Source organism: Microvirga terrae (assembly GCF_013307435.2).
Classification (GTDB): domain Bacteria; phylum Pseudomonadota; class Alphaproteobacteria; order Rhizobiales; family Beijerinckiaceae; genus Microvirga; species Microvirga terrae.
The window spans coordinates 3,479,447-3,495,735 of record NZ_CP102845.1 but is presented as its reverse complement, the minus strand read 5'-3'; the positions used below and the strand labels follow the sequence as shown (position 1 = coordinate 3,495,735).

The following is a 16,289-nucleotide window of genomic DNA, read 5'->3' as shown; positions in this document are numbered from 1 at the left end:
CCATGAGCCATGATACGCCTGCCATTCGCTCGATCTTCTCCGGCAAGCCGCTGCGCATCCTGATCGGGTTCATCCTGGTCATGAACGGGATGTTTCCGGCACTGTGGATCCTGTTCACGTCGCTCAAGACGGAGTCCGAGCTGACCCTCAAGCCGATCACGTGGCTGCCCCATGCCCCGACGATCGCCAACTATCTGCGCGCCTTTACGGATCAGCCGCTGATCCTGTTCCTATTCAACAGCTTCATGGTGGCGCTTCTCTCGACGGCCCTGACGCTCTTCGTGTCGGTGCTTGCCGCTTATGCTCTGGCTCGGCTCCACATCCGGGGCCGGGATCTGATCCTCTCCGCCATCATCGCGGTGTCGACCTTCCCGCTGGTGACGCTCCTGGTTCCGCTGTTCGAGATCATGCGGGCGCTCAACCTCCTCAACACCTGGATCGCCCTGATCCTGCCCTATACGGTGCTGAGCCTCCCGGTCTGCACGCTGATCCTGGTTTCGTTCTTCGAAGGCATCCCGCGTGATCTCGAGAACTCCGCGATGATCGACGGCTGCACACGCCTGGGCGCGCTGTTCAAGGTCGTGGTGCCGCTCGCGGCGCCGGGTGTGTTCACTGCGGGCATTCTCGCCTTCGTGAATTCCTGGGACGAGTTCCTGCTCGCGCTCTCGTTCAACTCCAACCCGATGCTCCGCACGCTTCCCGTCGGCATCACGCTCTATCAGGGCGAGTTCGCGTTCCCATGGCCGGTGATTTCGGCCGCGCTCGTGGTGGGCATCGTGCCCGTCGCGGTCCTGATCGTGATCTTCCAGGAGCGTGTCGTGTCTGGTCTGACCTCCGGCGGCATCAAGGGATAAGGGACTACTGCAATGACACGCCGACCCATCGGGGAGTTGCGGAGCCAGCGCTGGTTCGCCTCCGACGACATGCGCGGCTTCGCGCACCGCCAGCGCACCCAGCAGATGGGCCTGCGCCGGGAGGAATTCCTGGGCAAGCCTGTCGTGGCCATCATCAACACCTGGAGCGACCTGAGTCCCTGCCATTCGCATCTGCGCGACCGGGCGGAGGCCGTGAAGCGCGGTGTCTGGCAGGCCGGGGGCTATCCGGTCGAGCTGCCGGCTCTTTCCGTCGGCGAGGTCATGGTGAAGCCCACCACGATGCTCTATCGCAACTTCCTCGCTATGGAGGTGGAGGAGCTCCTGCGTTCGCATCCGATCGACGGGGCTGTGCTGCTGGGCGGTTGCGACAAGTCCACGCCCGGGCTCCTCATGGGGGCGATCAGCATGGACATTCCGGTGATCTACTGTCCGGCGGGTCCGATGTCGAGCGGGCAGTGGCGTGGGCAGAAGACGGGAGCCGGTACCCATACCAAGAAGTATTGGGACGAGCTTCGGGCCGGCAACATTACTCAAGGAGACTGGGTCGATCTGGAAAGCCGGATGACCCGTTCCATTGGTACCTGCAACACCATGGGAACCGCCTCCACCATGACGTCCATCGTGGACGCCATGGGCCTCACGCTCCCCGGCGCCTCCTCGATCCCGGCCGCCGACAGCGGCCATCCGCGTATGGCCTCCCTCTGCGGCGAGCGTATCGTCGAGATGATCTGGGAAGATTGGAAGCCATCCCGCTTCCTCGATGCAAAGAGCTTCCGCAACGGTCTCGTGACCTACATGGCGCTGGGAGGCTCCACCAATGCCGCCGTGCACCTGATCGCCATGGCGCGCCGCGCCAATGTCGATCTGACCCTCGACGACATGTCCGACATGGCCGGAAGGGTGCCGGTCTGCGCCAATCTCTTCCCGTCTGGCGAATACCTGATGGAAGACTTCTACTTCGCCGGCGGTTTGCTCGCCCTGCTGAAGAAGCTGGAGCGGCATCTCGACCGGGATGGCATGACGGTGAACGGCAAATCCCTGGGCGAGAACATCGCGGGTGCGGAGTGCTGGAATGACGAAGTCATTCGCGGGGAGGACAACCCGATCGTGCCGCTCTCGCGCGGCAAGACGCTCGCGCTGCTGCGTGGCAACCTCGCCCCCAATGGCGCCGTGATGAAGTCCTCGGCCGCGAACCCGAAGTTCCTCAAGCATGTCGGGCCGGCGCTCGTCTTCGACAATCCCGCCGAGATGAACCGGACGATCGACGACCCCGGTCTCGACGTCACTGAGGACACGGTCATCGTCCTGCGCAATGCCGGCCCGGTCGGAGCTCCGGGCATGCCCGAATGGGGCAACCTGCCGATCCCGAAGAAGCTCCTCAAGCAGGGTGTGCGCGACATGGTGCGCATCTGCGACGGGCGCATGAGCGGAACCCATTATGGCACCTGCATCCTGCATGTGGCCCCCGAGGCCGCCGTGGGCGGCCCCCTCGGGCTTCTCCGGACCGGCGATCTCGTGGAGCTCGATGTCGAGGCCGGACGCCTCGACATGAAGGTCGACGAGGCGGAGCTGCAGCGCCGCCGCGCCGAATGGAAGCCGACCGCACACGTCTACGGCCGCTCTTTCGCGGCCCTCTACCAGCGCCATGTCTCGCAGGCCGATCAGGGCTGCGACTTCGATTTCCTCAGCGCGCCCGGCCCGGTGGTCGAGCCGTCCATCTTCTAGGGGCACGTCATGATCGACATCGAGAACCGCTTCAAAGGTTGGCTGAAGGGCGAGAGGCCGCGCCCGCCGCTCGGCACCTGGCTGATGGCGGCGGCGCCCGCGACCGCCGAGGCGATGGGCTACAGCGGCTTCGACTTCCTGGTCGTCGACATGGAGCACGTGCCGATCGAAGTCTCCGACCTGGCCCACATCCTGCGCGCCATCGGCTGCACGCCGGCCGATGCGGTCGTGCGCCTCGCCTGGAACGATCAGGTGCTCGTCAAGCGCGTCCTCGATGCGGGCGCCCAGACGATCATGATCCCGTTCGTCCAGACCGCCGAGGAGGCGCGACAGGCCGTCTCTTTCGCCAAATATCCGCCCGACGGCGTTCGCGGCGTCGCCGCGGTGCATCGCGGCTCGCGGTTCGGCCGCGCGGCGGATTATCTCAAACGGGCCAACGATCAGGTGGCGGTGATCGTCCAGCTCGAGACGCCGGAGGCGATCGAGCGTCTGCCGGACATTGCGGCTGTCCCCGGCATCGACGCGTTGTTCGTTGGGCCCGGCGATCTCGCGGCCGCCATGGGGCATATCGGCAATATCGCGCATCCGGACGTTCAGGCGCTCATCGAGAAGGCGGCGAGGATGGCTCACGAGGCGGGCAAGCCGGTCGGAATTGTCGGCCCGAACCCGGACATGGTGCGCCGCTTCATCGGATACGGCTACAGCTATGTGGCAGTGGCCTCCGACATCGCCATGATGACGAGCCGCGCCTCGGAATGGCTGGGTGCCCTGCGCGATCAGCCGGTGGCGTCGAACGCTCCGACTGCGGCCTACTGAGGATGCGTGCGATGTCGCTGACCGTCGCCCTCGATATCCGCGCCGAGTTGGGCGAGTGCCCGATCTGGGACGCCGACGGGCAGGCGCTGGTCTTCGTCGACATCAAGGGGCGGGCGCTCCATCGCTTTCGCCCTGCAACGGGCGAGCACGCCGTCATGACGATGCCCGAGGAGATCGGCTGCGTCGCATTCCGGAAGGGCGGCGGCTTCATCGCGGGTTTCCGCTCGGGCCTCTGGCTGCTGGACTCCGAGGGAAACCGCGAGGCGATGCTGGCCGACAATCCGGAGGACCAGCGCACCAGCCGCTTCAACGATGGCCGCGTGGATCCAGCCGGCCGCTTTCTGGCCGGGACCATCGACGAGCCGAAGGATGGCGGCAGGGCACATCTCTACCGGTACGACCGGCGCGGGCTTGCGGAACTTGCCGGCGGTCTCCTCACGTCGAACGGCGTCGCATTTTCGCCGGACGGACGCTCGCTCTACCATTCCGATACGCCGACCTTCACGGTCTGGCGCTATGCCTATGAGCCCGAGACTGGCGAGGCCACGGACAAGACCCTGTTCGTGCGCCTCCAGCCGTCCGAGATGGACCGCGGACGGCCCGACGGCGCCGCGGTGGATGCGGAAGGCTGCTACTGGACGGCTCTGTTCGAGGGTGGACGGATCCAGCGCTATGCGCCCGACGGGCGATTGCTGGCGGAATATCCCGTCCCGGCCCGGTGTCCCACGATGGTCTGCTTCGGCGGCGCCGACTTGAAGACCCTCTACGTGACATCGGCGCGCAACGGCCGTTCCGAGGCTGAGCTCGAGGCCCTTCCGCAGTCAGGAAGCCTGTTCTCCATGCCGGTCGACGTGCCGGGACTGCCTGAAAACCGTTTCGATCCTTCCGTTTGAGGCCGCGCTGCGATGGCATTCGACTATACAACCGTCCAATATCGCTCCCTTGAAAACCGTTCGGTCGTCATCACGGGCGGCGCGTCCGGCATCGGCGAGGAAATGGTGAAGGCTTTCGCCGCCCAGGGCGCCCGGGTGGCTTTCATCGATATCGCCGAGGAGCCAGGGAGGGCTCTGGCAAACGCGACGGGTGCCAGCTTCCATTCCTGCGACGTCACCGACATTCCGGCGCTCCGCGAGGTGCTCGCTCGGATCGAAAACGAACTCGGTAGCGTCGACGTTCTCGTGAACAATGCGGGCAAGGACGACCGGCACGACATGGCCGAGGTGGAGCCGGACTACTGGCGGCGGGCGCTCGCTTTGAACCTCGACCATCAGTTCTTCGCCACGCAGGCGGTCGCGAAGGGCATGGGGGCACGCGGGGCGGGCTCCATCGTGATGCTCGGCTCGATCTCATGGATGCGCGGCCGTCCCGGCATGGTCGGCTACACGACCGCGAAGGCGGCGATCAACGGCATGACCCGCACGCTCGCCCGTGAGCTGGGGCCGTCCAATATCAGGGTCAACTGCATCGTGCCGGGCGCGATCCTCACGGAGCGCCAGAAGCAGCTCTGGCTGACGCCCGAGCTGAACCAGCAGTTCCTCGACCTCCAGGCGTTGAAGTTCCGGCTCGATGCCAGCCACGTGGCGAAGATGGCCCTCTTCCTCGGCTCCGACGAGAGCGGCGGCTGCACGGGCGCGAACTTCATCGTCGATGCCGGCCTGACCCAGAACTGAGAGCATCCCATGCAGATCCAAAAGACCGCCGACGGCTTCGATCTCATTCTCGACGGAAGGCCGATCCTGCGCCATCGCAGCGACGCCCCGTGCCTCTTCGTGGGGCAGGGCGATGCCCGGATGGACATGTATCGCGGCAATTTCGACATCGAGGATTATGTCGTCGAGCGGACGCCGCTCGCCCATGCGGTCGTGTCCGGGTCAAACATCGCGTTCTCGGCGGCTCCCGGGCAACCGGTCCGGATGATCCTCCAGCTTTCAGGAGATGACCGGAATGGCGCCATCGCGTTCCGGACGGAGGATGCTGCCCTCAACCGGATCTGGCTCCGCGTTCAGGCCGAGCCGGGCGAGCACGTCTGGGGTGGCGGGGAGCAGATGTCGTATTTCGACATGCGCGGCCGCCGCTTTCCGCTCTGGACGTCCGAGCCTGGGGTCGGACGGGACAAGACGACGGAGATCACCTTCAAGGCGGATGTCAGCGGCAAGTCGGGTGGCGACTACTGGAATACCAATTATCCGCAGCCGACCTTTCTCTCGTCCCGGCGCTATACGCTGCACGTGGAGACGACCGCCTATTCCGCTTTCGACTTCCGACGCGGCGACTTCCACGAGATCGAGATCTGGGCCGTCCCCGAACGGATCGAGCTCTCGGCGCGTCCGACGTTCATCTCCCTCGTCGAGGCCATGTCCGAGCGCTTCGGGCGTCAGCCGCCGCTGCCGGAATGGGTCTATGGCGGCGCGATCATCGGGCTGAAGGATGGGGCGAACTCGTTCGAGCGGCTGGAAACCATCCTGGCGGCCGGCACGAAGGTGTCGGGACTGTGGTGCGAGGATTGGGTGGGGCTCCGTCACACCTCGTTCGGAGCGCGGCTGTTCTGGGACTGGAAGGCCAACGACGACCGCTATCCCGGTCTTCGCCAGCGGATGGCCGAACTGGAAGATCGGGGCATCCGTTTCCTTGGATACGTGAATCCCTATCTCGCCGTCGACGGGTCGCTCTTCCCGGAAGCGGAGGCCGCCGGCTACTTCGCCAAGGATGAGAGCGGAAAGACCGCCTTGGTCGATTTCGGCGAGTTCGACTGCGGCGTCGTCGATTTCACCAACCCGGAGGCGGCCGCCTGGTTCGCCGAGCGGGTGATCGGACAGAACATGCTCGATTTCGGCCTCTCGGGCTGGATGGCCGATTTCGGGGAATATCTGCCGATCGATGTGAAGCTCGCCAACGGCGTCGATGCGAAGCTGATGCACAACGCCTGGCCGACGCTCTGGGCCGAGGTGAACGCACGCGCGGTGGCGAGCCGCGGCAAGACCGGCGAGGCCCTGTTCTTCATGCGGGCCGGCTTCACCGGGGTGCAGAAGCATTGTCCGCTGCTGTGGGGTGGCGACCAGTCGGTCGATTTCACTCGCCATGACGGGCTCGTGACGGTGATGTCGGGTGCGCTGTCGTCGGGACTTCTCGGCAACGCCTATCACCATTCCGACATCGGCGGCTATACGAGCCTCTTCGGCAATGCGCGCACGGCGGAACTTGTCATGCGCTGGGCCGAGATGGGAGCGTTCACGCCCGTGATGCGCACCCATGAGGGCAACCGCCCGCGCGACAACCTGCAGATCGATCAGGATTCGGAGGTCCTCGCCCATTTCGCCAGGATGACCAGGGTCTACGTGCACCTCGTGCCGTATCTGAAATCGCTCGTGGCGGAAGCTTCGACCCGGGGCTTGCCGGTGCAGCGCCCGCTGTTCCTCCATTTCGAGGACGATGCCCGCACCTACGCGATCCAGGATGCCTATCTCTACGGGCCCGATCTGCTCATCGCGCCGGTCTGGCAGTCCGGGAAGACGGAATGGAGCACCTACCTTCCAGAGGGCGCCGAGTGGACCCATGTCTGGTCCGGCAAGACGTTCGCGGGAGGCCAGGATGCCACGGTGGGCGCACCCTTCGGTGAGCCGCCCGTGTTCTACCGGACGGGCTCGGAGTTCGCGGAGCTGTTTGCTGGCCTGAGGAAACTCTGAGCAATGTCCGGCGCGGAGCTCATCGGCTTTCTCGTGCTGACAGGCGCCGCCGCCTACGCACAGACCCTGACGGGCTTCGCCTTCGGGCTCATCACCATGGGCGGCGTGGGGCTGACCGGGCTGCTGTCGCTGCCGGACGCCGCCATGATCGTGAGCGTGCTGACGCTCGTGAATGCCACACAGATGCTCCTGAAAGGGTGGCGGGACGTGGCATGGCGCGAATTCGGAATCGTCATGGCAGCCAGCATTCCGCTGCTCTTCGTCGGATACTGGCTGCTGGAGTGGCTCGCCGGAACGCAGGCCGATGTCCTGCGCCTGATCCTCGGTCTCGTGATCATCGTGTCCAGCCTGCAGCTCGCGCGAAAGCCCGAGCCTCTCGCAAAGCAGTCGCCCGATGGCTCGTTCGGTTTCTTCGGCGGCATCGCCGGATTGATGGGCGGGATGTTCTCAACGGCCGGCCCGCCGCTCGTCTACCATTTCTATCGCCAGCCCATGCCGCTCGCGACGGTGAGGGAAACCCTCGTCACCGTCTTCGTGCTTAATGCCGTGTTCCGGATCGGCCTCGTGGTGCTGTCCGGCAATTTGCCGTCCGGATCCACGCTCACGGGGCTTCTCGCCATTCCGGGCGTCATGGGGGCGACCTACGCGGCGCGCCGATGGCCGCCTCCCGTCTCGCCGGCCACGATGCGCCGTATCGTGTTCATTCTCCTTTTCCTCTCAGGCGTGTCGCTCGGAGCGCCTGCCGTCACTCATCTTCTGGGAGCCACGAGATGACCGTTCATGCGAACCCTGTTGCGCGTCGTGTTGTTGATCTGAAGGACCCGTCGCTTCTGGTGAGCCAGGCCTATGTGGCGGGCGAGTGGGTGGACGCGCCCGACGGCCGGACGATCCCGGTCACCGATCCCTATGACGGGGCGCTGATCCTGGCGGTGCCCGATCTCGGCCCCGAGGCCGCCCGCCGGGCCATCGATGCGGCGCACGCGGTGCAGACGGACTGGGCGAAGCGCACCGCCAAGGAGCGCAGCGCCGTCCTGCGGCGCTGGTACGACCTGATCGTGGCCAACGCCGACGACCTGGCGCTGATCCTCACCACCGAGCAGGGCAAGCCGCTGGCCGAGGCCAAGGGCGAGGTGATCTCGAACGCCGCCTACATCGAGTGGTTCGCCGAGGAAGCCAAGCGCATCGACGGCGACGTCATTCCCGGCGCCCATCCCTCCCAGCGCATCGTGGTGCTGAAACAGCCGGTGGGCGTGTGCGCGGCGATCACGCCCTGGAACTTTCCCAACGGCATGATCACCCGCAAGGTGGGCCCGGCGCTGGCGGCCGGCTGCACCATGGTGCTCAAGCCCGCCGCCCAGACGCCGCTTTCGGCCCTGGCGCTGGCGGTGCTGGCCGAGCGGGCCGGGGTGCCGAAAGGCGCGTTCTCGGTGATCACCGGCGAGGCCCGGCCGATCGGCGAGGAGTTCTGCCGCAACCCGAAGGTGGCCAAGATCACGTTCACCGGCTCGACGAATGTGGGCCGGTGGCTGATGAAGGAGGCGGCGGACGGGATCAAGCGGCTGTCGCTGGAACTGGGCGGCAACGCGCCGTTCATCGTGTTCGACGATGCGGATCTGGATGCGGCCGTGGAGGGCGCGCTGGCGTCGAAGTTCCGCAATGCCGGCCAGACCTGCGTGTGCGCCAACCGGATCTACGTGCAGGCGGGCGTCGTGGAGGCGTTTGCCGCGAAGCTGGCCGACAAGGCGAAACAGCTCAAGCTCGGGCGGGGCACGGAGGCGGGCGTGACCATGGGGCCTTTGATCGACGAGCGGGCGGTGGCCAAGATGGAGGAGCACGTGGCCGACGCGCTGGACAAGGGCGGCCGGGTTCTGGTGGGCGGCCGGCGCTCGGATCTTGGCAGCACGTTCTTCGAGCCGACGGTGATGACCGGGGTGACTCAAGGCATGAAGGTGACCAAGGAGGAGACGTTTGCGCCTCTGGCGCCGATCATCGCGTTTGCCGACGAGGCGGAGGTGATCGCGATGGCCAACGACTCGGAGTTTGGTCTGGCGTCGTACTTCTACGCGAAGGACATGGCCCGGGTGTGGCGGGTGGCGGAGGCGCTGGAGAGCGGCATGGTGGGGGTGAACACGCCGGCTCTGGCCAACGAGATGGCGCCGTTTGGGGGCGTGAAGCAGTCGGGGCTGGGGCGGGAGGGCTCCAGGTACGGCATCGAGGGCTTCCTCGAAATCAAGTACATCGCTCTCGCAGGTCTGTGAGAGCACGAACCGCAACGTGAGAGGAGGAACGCATGGCCGACTTCGTGCTGGCTCTCGACCAAGGCACCACATCATCCCGCGCCATCGTGTTTGACGGCACCTACAGGATCCGCGGGCTGGCGCAGCGCGAGTTCCCTCAGATCTATCCGAAACCCGGCTGGGTCGAGCACGATCCTCGGGATCTCTGGGACACGATCCTGGAAACCATGCGGTCCGCTCTCGCCGATGCGGGACTGGCCGCCTCCGACATCGCGGCCATCGGCATCACAAACCAGCGCGAGACCGTGGTTCTCTGGGACCGCGCAACGGGACGCGCCATTCACAATGCTATCGTCTGGCAGGATCGGCGCACGGCGGACCTCTGCGCCGCATTGAAGGCCGACGGATCCGAGGGGATGATCACGGATCGGACGGGGCTGCTGGCGGACCCGTATTTTTCCGCCACGAAGATCGCCTGGATCCTGGACAATGTCGAAGGTGCCAGGACACGGGCCGAACGCGGCGAGCTTGCCTTCGGCACCGTCGACACGTGGCTGCTCTGGCATCTCACCGGCGGTCGGCGGCACGTCACCGATGCGACCAACGCGTCGCGCACCATGCTGTGCAACATCGACACGGGCGAATGGGACGAGGATCTGCTGCGCCTGTTCCGTGTGCCGCGATCCATCCTGCCCGAAATCAGGGACAGCATCGATGATTTCGGGAGCACGGATCCGAGCCTCTTCGGCGTGGCAATCCCTGTCAGGGGCGTGGCCGGCGACCAGCAGGCGGCCACCGTCGGACAGGCCTGCTTCACGCCGGGAATGATGAAGTCCACCTATGGGACGGGCTGCTTCGCGCTCCTCAACACGGGGCACGAGCGCGTGCCCTCGAAGAACCGCCTGCTGAGCACCATCGCGTATCGCATCAACGGCCGGACGACCTATGCGCTCGAAGGCTCGATCTTCATCGCCGGAGCGGCCGTCCAATGGCTGCGGGACGGGCTCGGCATTCTCCAGCGCGCGGACCAATCAGGATCGTTCGCCGCTCAGGCCGATCCGCAGCAGGAGGTCTATCTCGTTCCCGCCTTCACGGGCCTCGGCGCGCCGTGGTGGCAGCCCGACGCTCGCGGAGCGCTCTACGGCCTCACGCGCAACACGGGTCCCAACGAGATCGCCCGGGCGGCGCTTGAATCCGTATGTTACCAGACGCGGGATCTCCTTGACGCCATGCGACAGGACTGGTCGGCCGCAGCCGACACCGTTCTTCGCGTCGACGGCGGCATGGTGGCGAGCGACTGGACGATGCAGCGCCTGGCCGACATTCTGAACGCTCCCGTCGACCGTCCGGTCATTCTCGAAACGACCGCTCTTGGTGCGGCCTGGCTGGCGGGATGCGGTGCCGGGGTCTGGCCTGGCAGCGAAGGTTTCGCCGCCAGCTGGCGGGCCGATCATCGCTTCGAGCCGGCCATGGCCGATGGAGAGCGCGAGCGTGCTCTCGCCGGCTGGCGCCGCGCAGTGCAGCGGACGATCTGGCAGGGCTAGCCACCTGGTGCCCACAGCATCGCATCCGGAGGGGAAAGCTATGTCTCATTCAGACTTCGATATCGTGGTAATCGGCGGTGGCATCAACGGCTGCGGAATTGCCCGTGACGCGGTCGGGCGCGGCTACAGCGTGCTCCTCGCCGAAATGCAGGATCTCGCCAGCGGGACATCGTCCGCCTCCACTAAGCTAATCCATGGAGGCCTGCGCTACCTCGAGCACTACGAATTTCGCCTTGTCAGGGAATCGCTGATGGAGCGCGAGGTGCTCTGGAAGATGGCACCTCACATCATCTGGCCCCTCCGCTTCGTTCTGCCCCATCATGGCGGTCTCAGGCCGGCCTGGCTCCTGCGGTTGGGCCTGTTCCTGTACGACCACATCGGCGGGCGGAAGCTGCTTCCGAAAACCAGGACGCTCGATCTCGCGCGTGATCCGGCGGGAAAGCCCCTGCGACGCGGATACACCAGGGCTTTCGAGTATTCCGATGCCTGGGTGCAGGATGCCCGGCTCGTGGCCCTCAACGCACGGGATGCGGCCGACCGGGGCGCCGAGATCCTGACGCGAACGAAGGTCACGCGACTCGAACGTCGCGACGGCGGGTTCCGGGTCGAGCTCACGGATCGGGAAACCAGCCGGATCCGTGAGGTGACGGCGAGGCTCGTGGTGAACGCCGCAGGCCCGTGGGTCGATCAGGTTCTTCGCCAATCGACCGGTTCGAACGAGCGCCATGTCCGGCTTGTCCAGGGTAGTCACATCGTGGTCAGGAAGCTGTTCGACCACGACAGGTGCTACATCTTTCAGAACAAGGACAACCGGATCATCTTCGCCATTCCCTACGAGGGCGATTACACTCTGATCGGCACGACCGACCGAGACTTCGCCGGAAGTCCGGACAAGGTGCAGATTTCGACCGAAGAAACCGCCTACCTGTGCGAGGCCGCATCGGAATATTTCGAGCGCGGTGTCACCCCCGACGACGTGGTCTGGGCCTATTCCGGCGTCCGACCCCTGTACGACGACGGAGCATCGAAGGCGCAGGAAGCGACCCGTGACTACGTGATCAAGGTCGACGGAACCGGCCAGGAAGGCGCGCTCGTCAACATCTTCGGCGGGAAGATCACCACCTACCGGCGCCTGGCCGAGTCCGTCCTGGAGCCAATCGAACAGGCACTCGGCGCCCGCGGGGCGGCCTGGACGGCGGGGGCGACGCTGCCCGGAGGCGACTTCCCCGTCGGTGGTTTCGAAGAACTCGTGTCTCGCCTCAAGGCGCAGGCGCCGGCCGTCGCAGACGCCACGATCCGCCGGCTCGCCCGCAACTATGGGACGCGTGCGCGGGACATCCTAGGATCGGCTGGAAACCTGGGCAGGATCTTCGCCGCAGATCTCGGCGAGAACGAGGTCGGCTACCTGATGGATCAGGAATGGGCGCGCGATGTGGATGACGTCCTGTGGCGTCGCTCCAAGCTCGGTCTCACGATCGGCGGAGAAGCGAGGGCCGAGATCGCCGCCTACATGAGCACCCGGATGGACGCGAGGCAGCAGGGGGACCGCCTGAAGGACGCCATGACGCGAGGATGACCGCGCGAGCCCTCACGATCCTGAATCGCTGACCTGGATGCCCGAGCCCTGCGCCGAGGGGTGACACTCCTTCCGCGACGTGACGCTCCGGGGCGAACTGATCCCCGTGGACATCAGGAAGTGAGACTGGTTCGAGCACGTGTGCGATCGCGCCACCGGCAGCCGCCGCAGCCTCATCCCCGAACGGGCCGGGATGGGCGGGCCGCTGTGATCCATCGGCAATGTCTCGGACGCTGGCGCATCCCGCACCGATCAAGGACGGCTGCCGCGTGGACTTCCGGCGGTCATCGAGGAAGACGATAGCCGCGTCGCCTGCGGCAGGGAGCCAATTCCCATGCATGCTCTGGGGTATGCCACCCTTGGACGCAACGCGGCCTGGTGCTCGCGCCGCTGCTTCGATGATTCGTGCCGCGACAGATCTGGTTCAGGGACCGGCCGATGTTTCCCGTCGGGGTTCGGCTCGGCCAAAGCTGGAAAAAGCAAGCGATCTAAGTAACTTGAACCGATGGAATGGCGGAGACGGAGTCCGCCATACTGGTGTCCAACCACATTCGGTCACATTCAGGAGTTCGTTGTGCAGCAAGGGGCATATGCTGACTAATGTCTTACGCGGTGCAGCTTCATCCGCTGCAATCCAACCTTCAAGGTGGGGAATAAGGTGGGGAAGGGTAGGGGCGATGGCACGACAGCGGCACACACTGAGCGCCAGGACAGTCGCAACACTGACAAAGCCTGGGCGGCGCTCCGATGGGGGTGGTCTGTACCTGAAACATTACAGCCAGCGGCGCCCGCTCGTGGGTGTTCATGTGGAAGACAGATGGTAAGCAGCGGGAGATAGGGCTCGGCGCCTTGAGGGACGTGCCTCTCGCGAAAGCCCGAGAGCGGGCTGCCGAGGCTCGTCAGAAGCTCGCGGATGGGCTGGACCCCATCGCAGCACGGGATAACAAGCCCCAAGTGATGACGTTTGGTGAGGCAGCTGACGCTCTGATTGAGAGCATGTCCTCCTCCTGGCGCAATGAAAAGCACCGTGCCCAGTGGAAGATGACCCTCACGGCCTACTGCGAACAGCTCCGAGCCAAGGCGGTTGTTCGTCGTTCCATACTGGGGCTTTGTGCAAAATTGCTGGGTACGTTTACGTGAGAGGACGGCGGGCGCAAAAACGCCCCAGCCAGAGGGTGTCCTATACCTCCGGCCAGGGCGTTCGTGGGTTGGTGGGAGCCTCGCCACATTTCAGAAGCTAAACTGTTCCAGCTGCTCCGCAACGGAGCAAACGGGTCGAGCAGATATTCCTAAAGGTGTAGCTCAGAAACAGTAAAGCCCGCGTGGCTTTAGGCCTCCTGTGTGTTCCTGATTATGGGTGGGCTTTCTTCAGATATCCAACGGCAATGTGAGTGTCTCAGTTTGGTTTTTCCTGCCGACACACCGGAAGTGACAGGTGGCTCGTCAGGATACCAACAATCTTCGCAGCCTCGTCCCGAGGAATAGCGAAGGCCATCGGCCCATAGGCGGGGTGACTGAATGCGAGAAGTGACCCATCAATAGGGGCCTCCTGAATGTACCACTTGGGATTTGCGATGGTTTTTACCTTTGTACCTTCAAGCGGCTCGACCCGCTGACCTTCAACCATCTGCGTTCGTGCTTGCCCGAGTGAGTTGATGACCTTTGTGAGTTGCTCAAGGTCGAGCGCAATTGCGGCTGACGGACCTTCAACAGGCCCCATCTCGATGGTCACGGATTGCCGATTATCACCCACTCGGACGGTAACGCGTGCTTCGGGCATGACACGTCTCCGTGATGGTTCAAGGAGTGTGATGGCTACGCACTTGTGCCTAGAATCCGACCTCGTTGAGCAACGGCCGTTCTTTCCCCGTAGGGTACTCATCATCTTTGGAAAAAGGATGAAGATGTTTTCAACGGGCACCCCCGGAGAGCCCTCTTGAGCAGATAGGGCCCAAAAAGGTTGAGGTAAGAAAGCTCCAAGGCACGCTCAGGGGTTAGGTCAATTTCCAGGAGCAAGAAGCTCACCTTTAGTGCGCCTTGGAAGAGGGTATGGCCACGTCAGCAGACGCAAGGCTATCAAGGGCCTCCAGTTCAGGATTGGTCCTGATGAGTCTCTCTCGGCTATTCGCGAGTGACTCCCAGGTTCGTGCCATTTCCAGGAGCTGAGTGCGTTGCTCTCCGACCGGCATCTGCTTCGCCAAAGCCCTGCATTCCAGGGCGTGGGTCTGGTATTCCGATATCTTGGTCATCTGCGGCTACCCGCCGTTTGCCTGCGGCTATGTCGACGTAAAGCTGGGCTAGTCTTGCCTGATCCAGTTCCAACCCGACCAGTTTGCCCTGATTGATCGGCACTCCAAACCTCACATCTGGCGAAGTCTACGCCCCTTAGAAGCCCCCGCAATTACTTGGATTAATAAATCCTGGATGATAGGTGCCTGGGACTGTTGAGACAGCCCTGAGGTCAGTTGCAGAGGCACGCCGCGCGATTGGTCCCTAGTTCCAGCCAAGGCTCATAGGCAGGCCAATCCGGCAAATAAGCCCCGACTGGTGGTTCTGTTAGGGATGCATTTACCATACGAGCGCAGCTTTATCTTGTGCCTCTTGGCACGGTCGTTCTCCCGAGACGGTCGCGTCAAGTGACCAGACCGTTTGGCGGAGAGACTTCAGTGAAAATCGTTTCGTTCGTCACGCAGAAGGGCGGGACAGGCAAGAGCAGCCTTGCTGTCTCACTTGCCGTGGCTGCGGCAGAAAGTGGCCTGAAGGCAGTTCTTATCGACATAGACCCGCAGAGTACCGCTGAAGAATGGTACAAGCGGCGCACCGCTGAAGCCCCGGCGGTCCATTCGATTTCTTGGGCTAATCTCTCCTCTCGTCTCTATAGGCTTCGCCAACAAGGTTACGACCTTGTCATTGTCGACACGCCTGGGGCGGAAAGCCATGCTGCATCAGAAGCAATGAAAGAAGCACACTTCTGCTTGCTGCCGGTCCGTCCCAGCGTCGCTGACATCGAGGCCAGTGCACCTACCGTTCGCCACCTTAACGAGAACGCTAAGCCATTCGCATTCGTTCTCAATCAGTGCCCAACCGGTGGACGCACCAGCAGGACTGCCAACGCCCGTATGACCCTCCAACTGCTTGGGGGCCTGTGTGACCCAACTGTGGCGCATCGCTCTGACCATGTTGATGCCCTTGCCGCGGGTCTTGGGGTGACCGAGTTCAGTCCTTATGGGAAAGCTGCCGATGAAATACGTGCGGTTTTGCAATGGCTCACAGCTAGGCTACGAAGGTTGGATGCCACTGAGATTGCCGACGACGAAGGTGGCGCAATCCCTCTGAGTGCCATGTCATGAGGGAGATCCACCATGATACCGCTGAGGGCATGCTCAATGCGCAACTTGCTATTGCGGTGGCACGGCTGATGAACCGACTCTAGAGGAAACCTGGAGAGGTCGAGATGCCCCAGATAACACCACAAGAGCGCGCTGAAAGCCTGCGTGGGACTCTTGAAATGTATATCGACTTGGTTGAAGGCGACAGGGTTGGGCCATCATGGCAACTGACAGACAAGGCCTTTACCAGGATTGCGGCCGTCATTCGTGAAGCTGAGAACGATGCCTTGGAGAGAGCTGCAGGGCTATGTGAGGCGGTGCATCTTGGGGCCCGAACCCGCTATAGCGTCCTGCTTGGCCCGGATTATCTGGTGACGAGAAGTCTGTTATCGCGTGAGCTTGCCACGGCAATAAGGGCGCTGAAGCACAAGGGTGAGAGTTGATCCCATTTGCTTGGCTGAAGCTGTTCCAGAAGATAGCACCCCATCTGATCACGAGGATCCT

The 16,289-nt window shown here is 63.9% G+C and carries 14 protein-coding genes; 13 read left to right on the top strand and 1 reads right to left on the bottom strand.

Annotated features, from left to right (window positions below):
- Positions 1 to 2 precede the first annotated feature (2 nt).
- The 11 genes from HPT29_RS16435 (at position 3) to HPT29_RS16385 (ending at position 13,596) form a co-directional block, all read left to right on the top strand.
- Positions 3 to 854 carry a carbohydrate ABC transporter permease gene (locus HPT29_RS16435; RefSeq protein WP_173949303.1) on the top strand — a complete coding sequence of 284 codons (852 nt, stop codon included), beginning with the start codon at positions 3 to 5 and terminating at the stop codon, positions 852 to 854.
- Positions 855 to 866: 12 nt separating this feature from the next.
- Positions 867 to 2,600, top strand: a complete 1,734-nt coding sequence (araD, locus tag HPT29_RS16430; protein ID WP_173949304.1) for an L-arabinonate dehydratase — start codon at positions 867 to 869, stop codon at positions 2,598 to 2,600.
- A 9-nt stretch (positions 2,601 to 2,609) separates the two neighbouring features.
- Positions 2,610 to 3,416 (top strand): HpcH/HpaI aldolase family protein, encoded by an 807-nt coding sequence (locus HPT29_RS16425; RefSeq protein ID WP_173949305.1) that lies wholly within the window; start codon positions 2,610 to 2,612, stop codon positions 3,414 to 3,416.
- An 11-nt stretch (positions 3,417 to 3,427) separates the two neighbouring features.
- Complete coding sequence (locus HPT29_RS16420; protein ID WP_210272268.1) at positions 3,428 to 4,309, top strand: SMP-30/gluconolactonase/LRE family protein; 882 nt, start codon at positions 3,428 to 3,430, stop codon at positions 4,307 to 4,309.
- Between the two features lie 12 nt (positions 4,310 to 4,321).
- Entirely contained in the window at positions 4,322 to 5,086 is a 765-nt protein-coding gene (locus HPT29_RS16415; protein WP_173949307.1) for an SDR family NAD(P)-dependent oxidoreductase, read from the top strand.
- Positions 5,087 to 5,095: 9 nt separating this feature from the next.
- The gene (locus HPT29_RS16410; protein ID WP_173949308.1) at positions 5,096 to 7,099 is read left to right on the top strand and encodes an alpha-glucosidase; all 2,004 of its coding nucleotides are present in this window, start codon (positions 5,096 to 5,098) and stop codon (positions 7,097 to 7,099) included.
- Between the two features lie 3 nt (positions 7,100 to 7,102).
- Positions 7,103 to 7,873 carry a sulfite exporter TauE/SafE family protein gene (locus tag HPT29_RS16405; protein ID WP_173949309.1) on the top strand — a complete coding sequence of 257 codons (771 nt, stop codon included), beginning with the start codon at positions 7,103 to 7,105 and terminating at the stop codon, positions 7,871 to 7,873.
- Positions 7,870 to 9,357, top strand: a complete 1,488-nt coding sequence (locus HPT29_RS16400) for an NAD-dependent succinate-semialdehyde dehydrogenase (protein ID WP_210804873.1) — start codon at positions 7,870 to 7,872, stop codon at positions 9,355 to 9,357. Before HPT29_RS16405 ends, HPT29_RS16400 begins: the two co-directional genes overlap by 4 nt.
- A 32-nt stretch (positions 9,358 to 9,389) precedes the next feature.
- Positions 9,390 to 10,880 (top strand): glycerol kinase GlpK, encoded by a 1,491-nt coding sequence (glpK, locus tag HPT29_RS16395; RefSeq protein WP_173945097.1) that lies wholly within the window; start codon positions 9,390 to 9,392, stop codon positions 10,878 to 10,880.
- 40 nt (positions 10,881 to 10,920) lie between these two features.
- A complete protein-coding gene (gene glpD, locus HPT29_RS16390) occupies positions 10,921 to 12,456 on the top strand; it encodes a glycerol-3-phosphate dehydrogenase (RefSeq protein ID WP_173945096.1) in 1,536 nt (511 codons plus the stop codon).
- Positions 12,457 to 13,260: 804 nt separating this feature from the next.
- The gene (locus tag HPT29_RS16385) at positions 13,261 to 13,596 is read left to right on the top strand and encodes an integrase arm-type DNA-binding domain-containing protein (RefSeq protein WP_259060099.1); all 336 of its coding nucleotides are present in this window, start codon (positions 13,261 to 13,263) and stop codon (positions 13,594 to 13,596) included.
- Positions 13,597 to 13,852: 256 nt separating this feature from the next.
- On the opposite strand, the gene HPT29_RS16380 is transcribed toward HPT29_RS16385, so the two are convergent.
- Positions 13,853 to 14,236 carry a hypothetical protein gene (locus HPT29_RS16380; RefSeq protein WP_173945095.1) on the bottom strand — a complete coding sequence of 128 codons (384 nt, stop codon included), beginning with the start codon at positions 14,234 to 14,236 and terminating at the stop codon, positions 13,853 to 13,855.
- 886 nt (positions 14,237 to 15,122) lie between these two features.
- Here HPT29_RS16380 and HPT29_RS16375 point away from each other — a divergent pair.
- Positions 15,123 to 15,806, top strand: a complete 684-nt coding sequence (locus HPT29_RS16375; protein ID WP_173945094.1) for an AAA family ATPase — start codon at positions 15,123 to 15,125, stop codon at positions 15,804 to 15,806.
- 104 nt (positions 15,807 to 15,910) lie between these two features.
- Complete coding sequence (locus tag HPT29_RS16370) at positions 15,911 to 16,228, top strand: hypothetical protein (RefSeq protein ID WP_173945093.1); 318 nt, start codon at positions 15,911 to 15,913, stop codon at positions 16,226 to 16,228.
- Positions 16,229 to 16,289 lie beyond the last annotated feature (61 nt).

Excerpts from the sequence above, each read along its gene's own strand:
- HPT29_RS16420 (WP_210272268.1), top strand. The coding sequence starts at position 3,428 with ATGTCGCTGACCGTCGCCCTCGATATCCGCGCCGAGTTGGGCGAGTGC.
- HPT29_RS16380 (WP_173945095.1), bottom strand. The coding sequence starts at position 14,236 with ATGCCCGAAGCACGCGTTACCGTCCGAGTGGGTGATAATCGGCAATCC.
- HPT29_RS16370 (WP_173945093.1), top strand. The coding sequence starts at position 15,911 with ATGCCCCAGATAACACCACAAGAGCGCGCTGAAAGCCTGCGTGGGACT.
- HPT29_RS16415 (WP_173949307.1), top strand. The coding sequence starts at position 4,322 with ATGGCATTCGACTATACAACCGTCCAATATCGCTCCCTTGAAAACCGT.
- araD (WP_173949304.1), top strand. The coding sequence starts at position 867 with ATGACACGCCGACCCATCGGGGAGTTGCGGAGCCAGCGCTGGTTCGCC.
- glpK (WP_173945097.1), top strand. The coding sequence starts at position 9,390 with ATGGCCGACTTCGTGCTGGCTCTCGACCAAGGCACCACATCATCCCGC.
- HPT29_RS16385 (WP_259060099.1), top strand. The coding sequence starts at position 13,261 with ATGTGGAAGACAGATGGTAAGCAGCGGGAGATAGGGCTCGGCGCCTTG.
- HPT29_RS16410 (WP_173949308.1), top strand. The coding sequence starts at position 5,096 with ATGCAGATCCAAAAGACCGCCGACGGCTTCGATCTCATTCTCGACGGA.
- HPT29_RS16405 (WP_173949309.1), top strand. The coding sequence starts at position 7,103 with ATGTCCGGCGCGGAGCTCATCGGCTTTCTCGTGCTGACAGGCGCCGCC.
- HPT29_RS16425 (WP_173949305.1), top strand. The coding sequence starts at position 2,610 with ATGATCGACATCGAGAACCGCTTCAAAGGTTGGCTGAAGGGCGAGAGG.
- HPT29_RS16400 (WP_210804873.1), top strand. The coding sequence starts at position 7,870 with ATGACCGTTCATGCGAACCCTGTTGCGCGTCGTGTTGTTGATCTGAAG.
- HPT29_RS16435 (WP_173949303.1), top strand. The coding sequence starts at position 3 with ATGAGCCATGATACGCCTGCCATTCGCTCGATCTTCTCCGGCAAGCCG.
- glpD (WP_173945096.1), top strand. The coding sequence starts at position 10,921 with ATGTCTCATTCAGACTTCGATATCGTGGTAATCGGCGGTGGCATCAAC.